Source organism: Peribacillus sp. NPDC096622 (assembly GCF_044762665.1).
Classification (GTDB): domain Bacteria; phylum Bacillota; class Bacilli; order Bacillales; family DSM-1321; genus Peribacillus; species Peribacillus frigoritolerans_B.
The window spans coordinates 281,679-299,531 of sequence record NZ_JBIWES010000005.1; the positions used below are offsets into that span (position 1 = coordinate 281,679).

Below are 17,853 nucleotides of genomic sequence, written 5' to 3' on the forward strand. Positions count from 1 at the left end.
TGATTTGTGACATCAAAAAAGAGAAACCTCAATCTATCACAGGAATATGATTTAATTTATCGGGATTGGTAACAATGAAGATTTTGCGGATATTTTTTTGTTCTGGATCTAATTCAAAGCAGATGACTTTGATAGGCTTTCCTTCTTTCATTTGCAAAATTCCTTCCTGGCCATTGACCATCACCGTAAGAAGTTCTCCTATGAAGCCTCCTTTAGCGGAAACGCCTTTAAGAAAGGCGGATACTCGCTGTCTGGTTACAATTGGGTTTAATGCAGAAAGCACTTTACCTCCGCCGTCAGTAACAAGGACAACATCTTCTGTAAGAAGATCCAAAAACTCCTCAAAGTTTCCTGTCGCAGATGCTTTTATGAATTTTTTTGCCAAAAGATCAACATGTTTCGTATCCTCCGAATGGATTGGCCTATCATTCTGTAATTTCCGCTTAGCGCGGCTGTAGATCTTTCTGCAGTTCACTTCATTCTTTTCCAGCATCTCAGCGATATCTTCATAGCTGTATGTGAATGCTTCCCTAAGCACGAAGACAGCTCTTTCAACAGGTGATAGCTGTTCCAGCAAAACGAGGAAGGCATATGCAACCGTTTCATCCGTTACAACCTTATCTAGAGGCTGATCTGTTTCGTTAACCCGGGGTTCTGGCAGCCAAGGCCCTGTGTAAACCTCTCTTCTCTTACGGGCTGATTTTAAATAATTAAGACAGCGATTCGTCGTCATTTTTGCAAGATATGCTTTCATGTCCTTAATTTGGTCGGGATCCAGCTTAAGCTGCAGGAATAAATCATGAACGATATCTTCTGCATCGGTAACAGATCCAAGCATCCGGTATGCGATGGAAAAAAGAAAAGGTTGATATGTCTTATATATTGTATCCAACTCCACTTGCTTCACCTATTTTCTATCAAATTCAGTTTTTGAGAACCTATGACCCTTTCCATAATTATTCTCTAAGCCAATCATTTATCCTTCTTCACCTGATTAATTCAAACAGCATAAAAAGAGCAGCAAAAGAGCTGCTCTCAGACTGTAGATAAACTAACTCCCTACCGTTCAACAGGATTCCTTTTTATGCCCCCCTTTTTGCTTCGGATACTCATTTTATCAAGGTGCTTCATACCATACGATATCATCAAACATTTTTACAACCCTCGGTATGAAGCCTTCTTCATGATCTTCCGGGTATTGAACGATCGCATAGTAAACGCTGTCGCCATGTTGAAAAACCGACACTGTACCCAATATTGAATAATTACTGCCCTTCTTACTAATGTCAAATTCAACCTCAGACCAATCAAATCGGTTCGGCGTATTATCAGATCGCTGTTTAATCTCAAAGTCATTGCTTATCACAACTTCCCTCGCAAACTCTGCCTGTTCTTCTATTGTCGCATTCGTACCCTCCCTTTTGGAAAATATCTGAACTTTGGCATCCTCATTTCTCTTACCTGCAAAATTTGCAAAAACAATCATTGCATCTCCTTCACCAGAACTAGCCTCTTCAACGACCATGTCATCCACGATGTAGGTTGAGAATCCCAATGCCTGACTATGATGAAGCGTGAATTGGAATGGTTCTTCCATACCTTCTAATATGATCGTATCCGTTTTCGTATTTGGCAGATCTTTTGCCGGATCATCGACCGATTCACCTGGAGGATCTTCATCTTGCCCGTCGGTTTGCTTAGGATTATCATTTGGCTTTTCTGAAATTGGCGGAGATTCCTTGCTTTCCTCCTGGACTCCTTTACAAGCACTAAGTCCAGTTACCAAAAAAACGGCTGCCAAAATCAACAATATCTTTTTCATTGGAACCCTCTTTTCATGTGTTTTAACAAATTATTATACGGTCCCATATGGAAAAAAGTTACACTGTTCTTCTGAAGTATCAGACTTTATCGACTAAAAAAAGATCGATACTCCACTCTTTCCGAAAAGGAAAAATATGAAATTGATTCACTTTTGATGCGTTCATATCTTTATTTAACTAAACTATTCGATAGATAGTTTGAATAGGGAGCACTTATTAAAACCAATTTGAATGTATGATAATATAAAGAATCGCACGTCAAAAGGCCGCCAATTGGCGGCCTTCCCTTGCCTTACTACTAATTTGAAAAATAAATGTTCATGTATCGTTTATGGTTAAGATCCAATGCTATGTTCTACTGCAGTATCCCAACTAGGAAAATAATACAATGCATTTTTCATTAACTCCGGATCTGACTTCTTTACCTCTTTCTTTCGAGGTGGCTTCCCTTCTTTTTCTACCAATGCAGAAATTTGATTCACGACTTCTTCAACACTCATATTTACTTCCATCTCTGTTCCCTCCTTCTTTCTATTATTCATATATTTTCCCAATTGATGGAAAGTAATACAATTTTTCTTTAGCTAAACTACCAGTTTAGCTAAAGAAGGGTATTTTTTTCTCTAATTTGAATGTATGAAAATTGAAATCATCGTACTGACAAAAAGCCAACGAAACCGTTGGCTTTTTGTCTAAATAATTCACAAATGCTTTTTCCAAGTATTCTGCATCATCCATATAATAAGACAGGGACCCTCCTCGGCGCTCTTTCCCGCAGGAGTTCCAATCAACTGGAATATTTTTCTAAAAAAAACTGTAGGCAAACTCACTTTTCTGGAGTTTGTCTGTACAGTCTGAAAGGAGAAAAATAACTATCTTTTACATCGCAACATCAATCTCACCTTGCATAAGCAATTCCATCATTTCCGTACTGAAGCCCGTAACAACATTTAAATGGAACATAGGACAATTAACCATGTACTCTTCCAAATTGAAAGGCAGGTTATAAAGTCCATAATGGCTGCTTATACCTAATTTAAATATTGTAAAATTAAACAATCTTTTTCATCCATACGATTTCCCCACCCTTAATAGTTTCACAGCCTTTTCAGCGTTCCTCTATCATTCCATGTAAAGCGATTTGCTGCTCCCCCTTCCTTCATATTAGCTCAGGAGTTGTTTCTGGATTTTGCTTAAAGCGGTTTTCATGATGAGCTTCAATCGTTTGCAAGAAGCTTCGCATGGAGTTTGTCATATAAGCATCTTTACGGTGAATGAAGACAGTCGAGATATTGCCGTATTCTTCCGGAATAGCATGCACGTGCACTTTTTCATTGGCTGTAAGGTGATTTACCGCCGATTGCGGTACGAGGGTAATGCCAAGGCCGAGTGTCACGCTGGTTAAGATCGTTTCCAATACATTGAACTCCATGATCCTTTTTGGCATCACTTCTTCTTCCCTCAGCCATTGTTCCAGTTTGGAGCGATAGCCGCACCCCTGACTGAATACTAAAAATGGTTCTGTTATGATTTCTTCAAGGTTGAATGTTTCATTTCTTGTAACTAATACAAGTTTTTCTGTACATACATCGTATGGCTGAATGAGCGGATGTTTAATCGGTCCTGTAACAAAAGCGCCATCCAGCCTGTGTTCAATGACATCTTTAATTAAATCTTCCGTTAATCCAGCCTTTATGGATAAATCGACATTTGGATACTGTTTATGATAGGAGGCTAGAATCTTGGGAAGATCGCTGACCGTTTCAACTGTACCGATGTTCAATATCCCTGTAGGTGTTTCACTATCCAGGAATACTTGCTTGAGTTCTTCCACATCAAGCAAAATTTTGTTTACATACTCCAGCATCTTTCTGGCCTCTGCAGTTAAAGACATGCCACGTTTATGTCGATTGAATAAAGGCGTCCGTAACTCCTGCTCTAAATGCTTAATCCTCGCCGTTACATTGGATTGGACGTAATTCAATTCAACAGCCGCCTTACTTACGCTGCCATATTTAGCGACGCACTGAAATATTTGCAAATCCCGCATTTCCATAAAATTGACCCCCTTCCTCAACTATCATTAATAATGATGATTATATTCATTTTAAGTCATTTTACATGATAATGACTTTATCATAAGGTGGTATAGGAATTAAATCAATCATTATTTTCGAGGGGAAGCTTTTATGAAAAAAAATCAAGTTTTAATCGGTGCACTTTTATGTTTGACTGCCAGCATTTCTTGGGGAGCAATGTTTCCAGTTGCAGAAAGGGCCCTAATGTATATTGATCCTTTTTATTTCGCCTTTTTACGATATTTAGCTGTTAGCGTAATTTTAGGGATATTGCTTTTCATTAAAGAAGGTAAGAAGTCTTTTAGCCTGGAAGGGAAAGGAAAGAAATTATTGTTTTTTGGGACGATGGCGTTCACTGTATACAACTTTCTCATTTTCGCAGGGCAAGATTTACTGGGACATAACGGGGTAATCGTTGCTTCCATCATGGAATCATTAATGCCCCTGATTTCAATTTTAATAATGTGGGTTTTCAAAAATGCCAGACCGATGAAGTATACCATCGCCAGTATGTTCCTTGCCTTGATAGGGGCCATTCTTGTCATTACCAATGGCAACTTATCATTCGTATTTTTATTGAAAGATAGCATCATCCCTATCCTTTTCATTCTTATCGGGGTTATAGGGTGGGTTATTTATACGATGGGCGGCAACCAATTTGATGAATGGTCAACACTTCGCTATTCGACTTTAACATGCATTTTAGGAACAGCAGTATCAGCAATCATAACATTCCTCGCAACTGCAATGGGCCTGTCTGTCCCTACGGCAGAGGTTATGCAATCCATTTATGGCGAGATGATTTTCATGATTATTTTCCCTGGTGCCATAGCCCTTTTAAGCTGGAACTTAGGCATTAAACTTTTAACGCCGATCAATGGAATCCTATTTATCAATTTAGTTCCAATAACCACGTTGGCCATCGTTTTTATCCAAGGAGGATCACTATCATCATACGAATTACTGGGAACTTTTTTAGTGATATATGGTTTGATTCAAAACAATTATTTTCAAAGAAAAAACTTGCCTTCCCGGGTTGAGAAAATGAATCCAAGTGAAAAGAATCATCTAATTAAAGGTACACAACATCAATAGGAGGGCAACAATGGATTTATTAACGCTTATGCTAATCTTTGGACTGGCTGTACTTTGGGAATTGGCAACGATTAATAAGAATGTGAAAAAGCTGAATGAGCAAAATGCTGAATTGATTAATTTATATAATGAAAAAAGTAATTCAATAAAATAATACAACGCAAAAAAGCCCGTCATATAGAGAGGCTTCAGACTGTAGTCAAACTCGATGAAAATCGAGTTTGATTACAGTTTTTTTGCTTGCACAAATTTGGACGTTGATTTCCACTTCAGGCACTCGCTTTCCGCGGGCGGTCCGGGAGCCTCCTCGGCGCACTTGCGCCTGTGGGGTCTCCCTTGGACTCGCTCTTCCCGCAGGAGTCTCGCACCTTCCGTTCCATTCAACTATGTTTAAAAGTTTGGATAGAACTCTTTTTGCCTACAGGCTTTTTTGCGAAGATCGTACTATTCACCAAGCTTCTTCCGGATATCCGCTGCTACATTCTTTAATGCCTTTTTTGATCCCCGCTCTAAGTCGTGGTTCAATTTCCTTTCTTTGTAGCTGACAAATAAAGAATTGAGATCATAGCCTTCAGGATATAAATCGACGGCCTTTATTTCAAGCTCGAGCCTATTGGCATGAACTTCCTTGAAGGTATCTTCGAAAAGTACGACGACATTATTGAAGGAATCCTTTTTCTTATAAACGATCGCGTATCCATTCAGATCGCTTACCTTCACTTTGTCACCGACTTCATATTCATAAGATGATTCTTTAGGAACGGCTGCTGGCTTCGCTTTTTTGATTTTGCCTTCCTGGACACGCTCCAAGTCGTAGTCTTTATTTTCGATATAGAGCTTTGCCTTTTGCAGAACCTTTTCACGGACATTCATTTTTTGGGCTATCCACAGGGCATTGCTTTCCCCGGATTGACCGATCAACAGCTTATATTTGGGCTCTAGTGTTTCACTGTTGAATTGCATGGCCGCATTCATGAAATCACTGTGAATTTCCGAATAGCGCTTGATTTCACCATAATGGGTCGTCGCAACGGTTATGCAGCCCCTTTGATAAAATTCCTCAAGGATGCTAATCGCCAATGCTGCTCCTTCATTCGGTTCCGTTCCGCTCCCGATTTCATCGAACAGCAGCAAGGAGTTATTGGTTATCGCCCCCATGATTTCCGAGATGTTTTTCATATGCGACGAAAACGTGCTCAGTGCATTTTCAATGCTTTGATTATCACCGATATCGACGAATACTTGATCAAAGACGGCAAGCTCCGTCCCCTCTTTCCCTGCAACATGCAGTCCGGACATGACGGCCAATGTAAGGATGCCGACCGTTTTCAGAACGACTGTTTTCCCCCCGGCATTAGGGCCTGTAATAATCAAGCTGCGATAGTCCTTACCGATTTCAAAATCCAAAGGTACGCTGTCTTGCGGCAAAAGGGGATGTTTACAGCTCGTTAATTTAATATAACCGTGATCATTGATTTTCGGTTCGATGGCATCCATGCTTTTACTGAATTTGGCTTTTGCAAAGATCATGTCATATTGACTGATTAACTCGATGTTTATCTTGATCGGTTTCAGCTGTTCGAAAACCGTTCCGGATAATGTGGCCAATAGTTGATACTCTTCCATCGATTCTTCCGCTTTTAAGCTTGCCAATTCTACATTCAATTTCGTAACAGAGGCAGGTTCAATGAACACGGTAGCCCCTTTTGCGGATACTTCCACGATCGTTCCGGCCACTTGATTTTTGTAGGAGGCTTTGATCGGGATGGTGTAGCGGTCATCCTTTTTACTGATGAAAAATTCCTGAATGAACTCTTTATTGGCTCCGCTTTTCAAGAACTTATTCAGCCGTTCCTCTATTTTACTTTCTGTCTTGATGATTTGGTTCCTGATCCGTTTCAGGTCCTTGCTTGCTTCGGAAACAACAGCATTTCCCTTTATGGTGAATTGGATTTCTTCTTCAATGCCCCTGAATTCAGTCATGGAGCGGGCATAGGAATGCAGAGTTGGTGCAAAGAACTCTTTATCGGTCATGAATTTCTTGATATTCCTGCAGCCTCTTAAGAAGTCTGCTATTGCCACTAACTCTGACGGCTCCAAAATCATTCCTTTTTCCAGTTTGTCGATATGGAGGCCAATATGTGAAATGCCTTTTAAGGGAATATGGCTTTCCGCATTCAGTAAGTTCCTTGCCTCCGTGGTCTCGTTCAAACGATTTTTAACGACCTTCAAAGTGCTGCTCGGCTTAAGCTGATCCAATAACGCTTTTCCTAAACCGCTTACACAATGTTTTTTCACCATTTCCTTGAGTTGGATATATTGTAATTTTTCATAAGTCATTGTATTCATCTAATGATCCTCCTTGAATGAGTGAGTGATTAAAGTTCCCGAATCCAAAAAATGCCCGCAATGGTCCCCCTACCTTTACAAATGAACAAGCCATTTGAGTAGAAAGCTCCTGCGGGCATCGGCCTTATCCATGGATAAGTACCTAAAATCGATAACAAATTGGGCAGCTCGAATAGACCTGCGTACACAAAAAAGCATGATAGGACAAATCCCACCATGCTTTTCGCCGTAACACCTGCATGTTACACGATTTATGGAAAAGGAAGCAGTCTTAAGGTAGGTATCCACAATGCAGAATTGCACTGTGAAAAAAGGCATACTTAATCCACTGACATATCAGTGATTAAATACCTTATTCAACTAAATTAGTTGATACCTACTCCCGACATAAAACACCACACCTTTTCTTAGATTGGAATTAACATACCATATCAGTAAGAAAGAGTCAATTCATTTTTTGACATTTTCCAAATTTTTATTAATAGAGGTGATGTAATGGATCATTCTATTCAAGCGAAAAGTAAAGCTGTGACCTACCGCTCTATCCTCAGTTGCCCCTCTATTTTATCATATATTCCCTATAATAGTAATTATATGTAAATAAAAATAAACAAGTCCAGCTAACATTTGATGTTAAGGCATTAAGAAAAGGGGTTCGGAATTTAAAAAATTCCGAACCCCTTTTAAAATTCCCTTGAAATTTTGACCAAAGGATAAGAACCAATGGTAAGCCATATTTGTTTCAACTTCTTCAATCGTTTTACGCATGGAACGAATACCGAAGGTATATTGAATGAATATCAGTTTAACTAAGATAACTGGATCAATACTTGGGCGTCCTACCTCTGAATACATATCTATCACCAAGTCATAAATGAAAGTGAAGTCAATGGAAGCCTCCATTTTACGAACCAAATGATTCGCCGGCACCAGTTGATCTAAAGTAATTATTTCAAGTTGATCTCGCTGATTAGAATTATGTTTCGAAAGCATCCTCATCACCTCAAGTTTTAATAGTTCTATTTTAAAACAAAAAAGACTGTAGGCAAAAAGGAATTCTATCTGAAATTTTAAACATAGTTGATTGGAACGGAAGGTGCGAGACTCCTGCGGGAATAGCGAGTCCAAGGGAGACCCCACAGGCGCAAGTGCGCCGAGGAGGCTCCCGGACCGCCCGCGGAAAGCGAGTGCCTGAAGTGGAAATCAACGTCAAAATTTGTACAAGCCAAAAAAAACTGTAGACAAACTCGATTTTCATCGAGTTTGTCTACAGTCTGAGGGGATTATCCATTGGATAATCCCCTTTTCGTTTTAAGCTTCATCACTCATTATGAGAGGGACTGTTTTCCCTTCGTTCACGTTGATCAATCCATGGTCGGTTATTTTCAGAGCCGGGCTTACAGGAAGCGATAAGGTGCTTAATGACATAGTTTGGTGTCTAACATTTACGGGGCAGTTCAAATTAGGGTGCAGTTCACTTTTGTTCCTTTTAAACTAAATTCCTTATTACTGGCATGTAACGTTCTTGAAGGCTTTCGGAAAGAAGACTAAACGCAACTACTTTATTCTTGTACTGTTTGACTACATCCACGTGGTCGTTGTAAATGTACACATATAATCTAACATCGTTTTTTCCTCTTTTTACATCAATTATTATTGGAGTCCCACTGTTCTCTGGATGTAAAAACAATTTCTCGTTCCCGGGGAATATATGATTTTTTTTCAAAAACTTAGCTTCGTTAAAATAATTAAGCACTTCAATTTCATCTTCACCTTCCAAACGTTTTCCATCAAAGGATACGATTGCATCCGCGTCACTAATTTCTGAATGTATTTTAAATTTACTCATAATCCAATTCACTGCATCGGTCGGAAGACAGGTAACTAATAATTTAAGCAAACTTAAGATAATTGTCAAAATCAATACAGGCCATGTCATATTTGATCATCTCCGCTACATTATTATTTAATGATTAAAGTAAAGAGGCGGTCAGTTGAAGTGACCGTTCTATTAACGTTTCATTTTTGGTTAAAAGTTGTACTTGAAGGAGGGCACAAAACATAATCACCCATTTATTTTTCGTTTAAATTTTTTATCCATAAATGTGCCGAAAGGATTGTCACTCAGCTTACAAAGGTGATTTTTTCAAGGTATCGATCAGATTCTTTCCGTTCATATTCCCGCCACATTTGTGAAAGAATTCACATTTTCACACAAATAGAGTATGACTTTGAATAACTCGTCAATGCATTTTGATATACTATTATAATAATCATTCATGTGATATCTTAGGCTGATTTTATTACGAAGTAGATGATGCCCACAGTTAATACTAGGGCGAGACCCATGTAAATATAACTAAGGTTCAACAAATTCCCTCTCGTTGCTGCAGAATAATCACTATCACTCTTCCCCGCTAATGAAAGGGTGCCAACCAGGGCAACTAAACTAATGGCCACTACTAATATTACACTTACCGTCATGAATCAACGCCTCCCAATATTATTATCTATTTTTGAACCATCTCAATCATTCCGATTCTCATCGTATATCGCAGTGTAACTACATAAAGATCGTGCTTAATTTGCATGTCAAAATGACAGGTAGATCGCTCTTCGTGTTTACTGAGTAAATATATTAGAAAAAGCCTTCTTCTCTATAATAAAAGAACAACCAATTTTAGGACCATCCAATCAAGTGAAATTTCCACCATCCACTTGTTGAATTCTTTCGTTAATATACATAGATAAGTGCAACGCGCCACTGAAGAAATCGCTAAGATACGGCGGATTGCAGGAACTCAAGTCCAACTTGCATCCACAAAAAAAGACAGAAAAAGAATCATGACTTTGTCATGATTCCAACTAGTAGACAACAGGGGTTTGGAACGTAACTTTCACCAAATGATGATCCTGAAACAACTGACCCAATACGAGTGCATGTAGCGGAAATCAAAGTCTACTTTGTACAAGCCATAAATAACTGTAGGCGACTCCATTATTGTCGAGTTTATCTACAGTCTGTATGATGCCGATGATGGCACATTCCTTTTGTCGACAAAAGATGTTCCATCTAACTGTTAAAACAAAGTTGATTGGAACGGAAGGTACGAGACTCCAGCGGGAAAAGCGCGTCGAAGGGAGACCCCGCAGGCGCTTGCGCCGAGGAGGCTCCCGGACCGCCCGCGGAAAGCGAGTGCCTGGAGTGGAAATCAACGTATAAATTGCAAAAAAAACTGCAGGCAAACTGATATTTCATCAAGTTTGTCTACAGTCTGGAATCATATGATTATAAACTTTTTACCGCCTCTGCAAACCTTTTGATGCCTTCGTGAATGGAATCCTCATTTTCCCTTCCAAAAGTAAAGCGTACATATTCCTTATTTGTACCTAGCGTTGAACCCGGGACATATATGACTCCTCTTTTGATGGATTCCTCCAGTAACTGTATTTCGTTCAATGGCACTTTCAGCCTACACCACAAATGAATTCCGCCATTTGGCGAATAATAATCCACTTTTTTTGGCAGGAATTGTTGAAGACTCGAAACCATTGCATCCCTTCTTTTTTCCAGATGCCCCCTTAAGCCGGCAATATGGGCATGAAAATACTCTGAATCCAAAAAATCGTTTGCTATCCATTGAGTGAATGAACCATGACCGAAGTCAACCTGCTGCTTAGCATCCGATAGTCTATCTATGACTGATTTCGGTCCTATAATCCACCCAATTCTTAAACCGGAAGCAACGATTTTTGATAAAGAGCTTATATATAAAACATTTCCGTTGTTGTCCATCGATTTAAGAGTGGAAATTTCTTCCCCGGCAAAGGAAGTTAAACTATAAGGATCGTCTTCTATGACCGGGATTCCATATTCGGATGAAAGCTCAAGAATCCTATTACGGCGGTTGATATGAAGGACAGTTCCTGTAGGATTTTGAAATATAGGGTTCAAAAAAATCATCCTGATCCGGTGTTTTTTATGGAGTTCCAGTAAATCCTCTGGGTTGATGCCGTCTTTATCAACCGGCAAAGGAAAAATCCTTAGCCCCGCGGATTGAAAGATGGGAAGGTTGTAACTATATGATGGATCTTCCAATACAACGGCATCCCCTGGCTTTAACAAGCATTGGACCACCAGATGCAGGGCTTGCTGTGCACCAGAAGTAATGAGTATAGAAGATGGATCCGTTTCAATTCTCCTATACTGTTTAACATGATCGGTTATCGTTTCCCTTAAAACCGCATTGCCTTGAGGGTGATCATAACCTAAGCTGCCAATGAATGACCTATTGGAAATGATTTCACGCAAGGGTTGGACTGGAAATAAGTCTTCTGAAAGCTCCCCACTGGCAAAGTTAATAAGGTTATGCCCTTCCGTCTCTTTACGTATTCTTTGGGTTACTGGCATATTGGGCAAAAAAGAACCCGCCTCGATATATCTATTCCAACTAGGGATACGTTTTCGGGTAATTCCCCAAATATCCTTGCTGATCATCGTTCCGCTTCCTTTTTTTCGTTCAACCAGCCCATTTGCTTCCAATTCATCATAAGCCGCAACAACTGTGCTTCTGTTAACTCCCAGTTCACTTGCCAAGAAGCGTTCAGACGGTAACGGCTTATCCAATAAGAATGTTCCATCAGCAATGCCACTCTCGATGTAAGCTGCTATTTGTTTATATAGAGGCTTCTTGGATTTTCTGTCAGTTTTCCATTCCATAAGCTACATCCTTTAAAATGTTTAGATAAAAGCGTACTGCATCAATAACTTTATATACTTATTCATTCCCAAAAGCAGTAAAACCTTTTTTTCAGTATAATCTTCAGCAGAGATTATTGCACTCTGCCATACTACAAAATAAAAACGAAAGCGTCCATCTCAAATGAAATGGAGGCTTTCGTTTCATCTTCTTCAACTATGCAGACTCCCCTTCAGCCAAGGGCGATTCAGATAGTGTCCGATCGGGATCTGGATCAGGCTCGTTTTCCTTTGCGGACCTTCCATCTTATAAAGTTCATCACACATATTCACATCAAAGCCGAGCAGCGGGTGCCCGTTCATTCCGAGGGCTGACGACGCCAGCAGTAATTTCTGAACGAGCATCCCTGCCTCCATTTGCTGGATCCGGTATCCTCTATATCCAAGTTGCGTTTTGGAATGATCCCGCTCACCAACTACATGTATGCAGATCGGCACTTGCTGAAAATTCATGATATCGAGGGACATTCCGTATTGCAATAGGAGTCGATGATCTCCTGGTTGTATCTGTCGTAAGGAATGTGTCGTGCTGTCATAATAGTATGCACCATCTTGTATGTCTTCCACATTATATAAACAAGCATAGAGGGAAACGCGATTTTCGTTATTCTCGTTTGTTCCATCCAAATCATTTCGATAGGAGAACGAAGCGGTAGCCTCCTGCAGGAGAGCGGCAAGTTGCGATTGACTGACTTTCCCGAGTACGAAGTCCATTTCAGGTGAAAATCGCTTTCGGCAAACTGATGCCAAGTCATAGGACAACCGCTTCACGATAGGAAGGGCTACAATTTTCCCTTCGGATTCCGCCCCATTCTTTGGATGGATCCGCCGGAATGATTGGGTGGATTCGATCATCGATGCTTCATTCATTTTGATTAGCATCGGAAATTCCCTGATCCTCTGCGACCGAACATAGTGTTCAGGCTGAATCCCCTTCAATTCCAGCAATAATTCCGTCGAAGTGACAGGTCGGTCCATACTCCTTTCTTCCCTAAATCTACAAGTAGGTTCTGCCGATAAGGGGATCGCCGCATACGTGCTCTCTTCCTCTTCCGAAAGCCCTAGCAGATGATTGATGGCCCGATCAAGGAATTGGAAACACACCCCGGCAGCGATTCCAAAGCGTTTCGCCACTTCGAGCAACTGTCCAAGAAGCACGCCTGCATCAAGTCCTTGAAGACGGTATGAAAAGTTATTATATTTGTAGAAGTTTTTCCAAAACATCGTCGATACAAAAACCGTGCCGAAGCATGCGGACATATCAATGGTTCCACCAAGAGCCTTTGTTACATATGAATCAAAATTCCCTTCCCTCAGCAAAACCAACCGGTGGTGTGCCGCATCATAATGGTATACGCCAGCAGGTATTTCCTCCATCTTCAAGTATACGTACAATTCGCTTGGATACAAAGCTCCCCCTGAAGGTGGAAAACGCCGGAATGACTGCATGAGGTCCTCTGATTCCGAGGATCTCGGTACCTGACTGACTTGGGTCAGGCCATATGCATACCAGAGGAAATGACCGATTCCTTTGAGGTCCTGCTTTGATGGCCCGCTTTCCCCCTCGAGCGTCAGCGGCACCTCCAGTGATAGTGGAAATACAGGCAAGTCACGGTAAAGCTTATACGTCAGCGGCGCATCATCCCAATCCACTTCCCAATCCGGCGGACTTGCCTTTTCGATATCAAAATGTAAATTGTGCAAAAATGCCTCTAGACTCATCCTCCAACCTCCTACGTCACCGCTTATGGAAAAGGATGCGGATGCGGATTGAGCTGTTCGAAATCAAGCGGCCGTTCAGCATATCCAAGTTCCATCGGAACCCTCAGTATTCTCTCAAGCCCCGTTATGCGGGTAAGATGATGGCCGAATGTCATCGGCAGCATCCCTGGGATCAGCACTTTCACGCAATGTAATCCATTCCGTGCTATTTCCGGTGTCGTCTGATCCACCACAATCACCTCGAGTTGCAATCGGCGAAACTCCTGAAGGATTTCCTGCAAATCTTCCGTCAAGTCCGGATGGTTCACCTTTTCCCCGTATTCTTCAGCGAATGTTCGCATCGGGCGGTCATCATCCAGCAGAAACCGCAGTCGCTCTTCGGCTTGCGGTAAACCGTACAGCATGCCATGATCATCCATTTTCCGTACCAGTGAGGAATCATGCAGCATTTTCTCAACCTCATCCCGGTTTTCTTCCAATTTATCGTCAAGTGTCAGCATCATGCCAGCCAACTCGAAGACCGCGCTTTTGACAGCCCGGACCGGGTCCAGATGGGCACCTGCCGCACAGATGATATTCAATCCTTTTTGTTTCCTGTTTTTCGCCAGCGCCCATACGCTCGGTATACCATGCTCCATCGTCGAATTAAACAAATGGATATCATATCCCGCTGCCGCCCTCGCCCTGTCAATCATCAGCTCAAGTTCTTTGTCATTTGCAGATTTTGGGTCAAGGCGTGTGAGGGGCAGCTGCGCATACCAAGTCAGCAGGAACGAATCACGTTCGATCACTTCCATGATGCCGTAGAAAATGGCCTCCTCCAAACTTCCTCCTAAAGCGCAGCCATTTGAAGTTTCATAGACAAATCCATGACCGCAGCCCAAGCTGTAATAGGAAAGCAACTCCGGGACCAAGATCGGCCGCTCTTGCAAGAATGAGTGGCCCCACACCCAATCTATCGAGCGGTCAGGATTAAACGGTTGAAACGGGAAATCAGGCTGTGCATAATTTTCCTTCGAGTGCACCCCGATCCTGGTGGGATCGAGCGCAGAATCTTTCAGGTTGTTGTAGCTGTCATGTATGACTGTCCGTTTACCGCGGGGCTCCATTCCGCAATACCTTTCCAATCCCTCCAATATGGCCGTCATCTCACTGACCGCATATGAGAGAGTCCGGCCAGCCGCCCCCTCATCTCCTATGAACAAAGGCAAATTAACACTTACATCGGCAAATGGCGGCACAAGATCTATCATTTTATTGTTCAGGAATCCTGTACGGTGGTCCAAGTAATCCTTGGCCAGCACTTCATTCAGCTCATCCATTGAACGGGTTCGGTAACTGTCTGGACTGATTTTCGGACTTGGCTGCAACGAAATCCTAGCACGCTCCTTCGAGTCATCAGGTAATGTTGAGCAAACCGGACACAATGGATCTGGTAAAAATGAGTGCCACGAACCATTCAACGTTTTCAGGCTGATTAAAGAAACATGCCCTTCCGACCGGGCGCGCTCTCCTTTCATCACCTTCCTTACCTCTGCACAAATCAAGTGGGCCATCTGTAAAAGGCCTGTGCGGGATGCCGCCGCATCACGCTCCATCCCCCCATTTTCCTCCAGCTGCCGGCGGATTCCCCACATTTCTTTTCGATCACGCCCCGCCATGAGATGCCTTTGGTCCGCACACTGTGAGCAGCCAGGAACACCCGGGCGCACCAGCGGACCTACCACTCCCTCTCCAAATGATACGAACCCCCGCAGCCATGGAATGCCCGCTTGCCCTATCACCTCTTCCGCCTTTACATGGACAGCGGGATTCCAAGCATCTTGCAGCAGAAGGACCATCGCCGTCGTTTGCGGGATTCCTGCCTCGAAATCGGTTTGGCGATTCACCTGATATTGGCCGGACAGGTCCCCATGAACATGGTCGGCCAACACTCCTTCCCCGACAACCAATACGTCAGTTTTCACCCTGATTCCCCCTCTCGCAAAAACACCCCGAACACTCCTGCCATTTCTTCCTTCAAGAGAGGTTCCAGATCTAATTCGAAAACACAGATTCGCTTACCGTTCTTCTTCAAGACTTGAATGGCGGACTGTACCAATTCGGAATTCCCTTTCACCCCGCATGAAGGAATCACAAGATTCATCTTTTCTTTCTCAAGAACAGGCGATGCCACTAAACCTGGGGCTGTGAGGCAAACTGTCTGGTTTTGGACTTTCATGACAGCCTTTTGCAACGCGTTCCGTAATGCGATCGTTACATTCAAACCGACAGCGCCGGACCAGCCATCGCTCGTTCCTGCCCAAACTACCGGGAAACCGGACACTTCCTCACCCAGCGCGATGATCGGATCTCCTTGCAGCCGGGTCAGCGCTTGTAAATAATACCTGCAGCGCTCATCTTCCACTTGAGCCAACTGCACCGTCAAAAGTTTCTCCTGGTTGAACCGCTTATTTAAAAACTCTGTATCCAAACTGCTTTGCAATCCACGGCAAACACATTCAGCAAATGTTTCCCCTGCTCCGACCCCGACCGATTCCTTTATTCCGTCTGCTCCCTGAAGCGGCGGAAGAGTCGCAACGAGCTGGCTGAGTGTTCGGGATACATATGCCTCAACTCCTGCAAGACCGGTTTCCCGCCTCGCTTCCTCATGCGTCAGATCTGAACGGATAATTTCCGGCAGGAGTTCGGCCGGACCGGACGACAGCGGATCAACAACCTGAACGCGGCATTGAGCCAACGGCAGCTGTTTTAAATCCCCCTCATCCCATCTATGAAAGATTCCGGATTCCGAGGATGTCAACCGGCTGAAATACATGAACACCTTCCCCGGATCACCTGGGTCCGCTTTCTGTTCAAGCCGCTGTTCAAAATCTTCAATCCAGGCAGCAGCCCCTTTTCCCGTCACCCCTGGGTGGGGAATGAACGGATGCCATTTCCCCTCCAATGTATCCATATCCAACAGATAAAATTGATTGGCTTGTTCCGCTGTCGTAACGCCTGTAGCCTCTTTGAACCATTCGAATACCATTATATTGGCTAACATCGCCCCGGCTGTGGCGGAAAAGGAAGTCGGTGCCTGATTCTTTTCCAGCTCAGCTTGATGTAAACGATGCCACGCTGACTCCCAGCATCCCTTGGAATCCGGATGGACGAGCGGACCAGCCATGCCAACTTGATTGATGATCAACGCAGGAAACAGGATCTTTTCCCCTTGCCTGCAAACCGAATGAAGTTCTCTTAATTCCTCTATATCACCCTCCTGTGATACATATAAGATCGAGTCAAAAGGCTGCACGATTTCCTGCCATTCAATCCCTGCTCCCTTCTCGAGCACAACCTCCTCTATGGTAACCTCGTCGTCCGTCTTACACGCATGTGCCACAATCTCATTCAATCTTTTTCGATTGGTCGGTAACGTATCCGTAATGAGGATATGGAATTTGGGCAATCCGGATTCGATCAGTGAGGACACCAATGAAAGGAACAATGGTCCAGAGCCTATAGCCAACACCTTTTTCTTTCGATATGCTTCAAAACGGTGAGCCCCGGAATCACCGCAGCTTTCCAGGAACTCGATTTGCGAAGCATACCTTTCAAGAACTTGTTCCCTTAATTGATGGGGACTATCCTGACTTACATCCCGAACAAACCCATTCCCGTACAAAACCTCGGCGATTTCCATCACCCGGTTCCGGTATGGGCCAGGCAATCCATCGGTCAACTCGCTTAATGTATGGTTCCCGTTGAACATCGGTAATAACTTTTCAATCCACTGAACGATCGAGGTGCCCTCCATACGGAACGAACTTATGTTATTCCTGAAATACACACCTCTGTTTGGTTCCGGAAGAAAAAACGTATCCCTTTTCACTTTCAAACGCATAGAAGGGGTCAAATTCATCATTCCGCTCCTCCTAACCCGATGCATTCTAAGTACTGCTATTAGCACAGCACTTCACTTTAATCCTATGTACGACAATTTGTCTCTTATGTCTAATGCTATAAAGAAAAGTCCCTGCTGCAC

At 42.7% G+C, this 17,853-nt stretch carries 15 protein-coding genes and 1 pseudogene; 2 read left to right on the forward strand and 14 right to left on the reverse strand.

What is annotated here, in order from left to right:
* Positions 1-28: 28 nt before the first annotated feature.
* The 5 genes from ACIQYG_RS12470 to ACIQYG_RS12490 all read right to left on the reverse strand — a co-directional run bounded on the left by ACIQYG_RS12470 (position 29) and on the right by ACIQYG_RS12490 (position 3,879).
* A complete protein-coding gene (locus tag ACIQYG_RS12470) occupies positions 29-898 on the reverse strand; it encodes an RNA polymerase sigma-70 factor (protein WP_402838393.1) in 870 nt (289 codons plus the stop codon).
* A gap of 219 nt (positions 899-1,117) precedes the next feature.
* A complete protein-coding gene (locus ACIQYG_RS12475; RefSeq protein ID WP_402838394.1) occupies positions 1,118-1,822 on the reverse strand; it encodes an LptM family lipoprotein in 705 nt (234 codons plus the stop codon).
* Between the two features lie 336 nt (positions 1,823-2,158).
* The gene (locus tag ACIQYG_RS12480) at positions 2,159-2,335 is read right to left on the reverse strand and encodes a hypothetical protein (protein ID WP_164855090.1); all 177 of its coding nucleotides are present in this window, start codon (positions 2,333-2,335) and stop codon (positions 2,159-2,161) included.
* Positions 2,336-2,702: 367 nt separating this feature from the next.
* Positions 2,703-2,882 carry a type 2 periplasmic-binding domain-containing protein gene (locus ACIQYG_RS12485; RefSeq protein WP_402838396.1) on the reverse strand — a complete coding sequence of 60 codons (180 nt, stop codon included), beginning with the start codon at positions 2,880-2,882 and terminating at the stop codon, positions 2,703-2,705.
* Positions 2,883-2,982: 100 nt separating this feature from the next.
* Entirely contained in the window at positions 2,983-3,879 is an 897-nt protein-coding gene (locus ACIQYG_RS12490) for a LysR family transcriptional regulator (RefSeq protein WP_402838398.1), read from the reverse strand.
* A gap of 133 nt (positions 3,880-4,012) precedes the next feature.
* Between ACIQYG_RS12490 and ACIQYG_RS12495 the strand changes: the two genes are divergently transcribed.
* Positions 4,013-4,996 carry a DMT family transporter gene (locus ACIQYG_RS12495; RefSeq protein ID WP_402838400.1) on the forward strand — a complete coding sequence of 328 codons (984 nt, stop codon included), beginning with the start codon at positions 4,013-4,015 and terminating at the stop codon, positions 4,994-4,996.
* Positions 4,997-5,006: 10 nt separating this feature from the next.
* Positions 5,007-5,150, forward strand: coding sequence for a YrzO family protein (locus ACIQYG_RS12500; protein ID WP_402838401.1), 144 nt, complete (start codon positions 5,007-5,009; stop codon positions 5,148-5,150).
* A 290-nt stretch (positions 5,151-5,440) separates the two neighbouring features.
* Here the strand turns inward: ACIQYG_RS12500 and ACIQYG_RS12505 are convergent, their stop codons facing one another.
* The 9 genes and pseudogenes from ACIQYG_RS12505 to ACIQYG_RS12545 all read right to left on the reverse strand — a co-directional run bounded on the left by ACIQYG_RS12505 (position 5,441) and on the right by ACIQYG_RS12545 (position 17,733).
* Positions 5,441-7,345: an endonuclease MutS2 gene (locus ACIQYG_RS12505; protein ID WP_402838403.1), complete on the reverse strand. Its 1,905-nt coding sequence runs from the start codon at positions 7,343-7,345 to the stop codon at positions 5,441-5,443.
* Between the two features lie 705 nt (positions 7,346-8,050).
* A pseudogene (locus ACIQYG_RS12510) lies at positions 8,051-8,338 on the reverse strand (transposase); the annotation flags it as partial.
* A gap of 318 nt (positions 8,339-8,656) precedes the next feature.
* Entirely contained in the window at positions 8,657-8,818 is a 162-nt protein-coding gene (locus ACIQYG_RS12515) for an adenine deaminase C-terminal domain-containing protein (protein ID WP_402838498.1), read from the reverse strand.
* A gap of 16 nt (positions 8,819-8,834) precedes the next feature.
* Positions 8,835-9,284, reverse strand: a complete 450-nt coding sequence (locus tag ACIQYG_RS12520; RefSeq protein WP_402838404.1) for a YfmQ family protein — start codon at positions 9,282-9,284, stop codon at positions 8,835-8,837.
* Between the two features lie 350 nt (positions 9,285-9,634).
* The gene (locus ACIQYG_RS12525) at positions 9,635-9,829 is read right to left on the reverse strand and encodes a hypothetical protein (RefSeq protein ID WP_402838406.1); all 195 of its coding nucleotides are present in this window, start codon (positions 9,827-9,829) and stop codon (positions 9,635-9,637) included.
* An 805-nt stretch (positions 9,830-10,634) separates the two neighbouring features.
* Positions 10,635-12,065: a MocR-like pyridoxine biosynthesis transcription factor PdxR gene (gene pdxR, locus ACIQYG_RS12530; RefSeq protein WP_402838408.1), complete on the reverse strand. Its 1,431-nt coding sequence runs from the start codon at positions 12,063-12,065 to the stop codon at positions 10,635-10,637.
* Between the two features lie 192 nt (positions 12,066-12,257).
* Positions 12,258-13,826: a SagB family peptide dehydrogenase gene (locus tag ACIQYG_RS12535; protein ID WP_402838409.1), complete on the reverse strand. Its 1,569-nt coding sequence runs from the start codon at positions 13,824-13,826 to the stop codon at positions 12,258-12,260.
* A 23-nt stretch (positions 13,827-13,849) separates the two neighbouring features.
* Positions 13,850-15,793: a TOMM precursor leader peptide-binding protein gene (locus ACIQYG_RS12540; RefSeq protein WP_402838411.1), complete on the reverse strand. Its 1,944-nt coding sequence runs from the start codon at positions 15,791-15,793 to the stop codon at positions 13,850-13,852.
* A complete protein-coding gene (locus tag ACIQYG_RS12545) occupies positions 15,790-17,733 on the reverse strand; it encodes a putative thiazole-containing bacteriocin maturation protein (RefSeq protein WP_402838412.1) in 1,944 nt (647 codons plus the stop codon). Before ACIQYG_RS12545 ends, ACIQYG_RS12540 begins: the two co-directional genes overlap by 4 nt.
* Positions 17,734-17,853 lie beyond the last annotated feature (120 nt).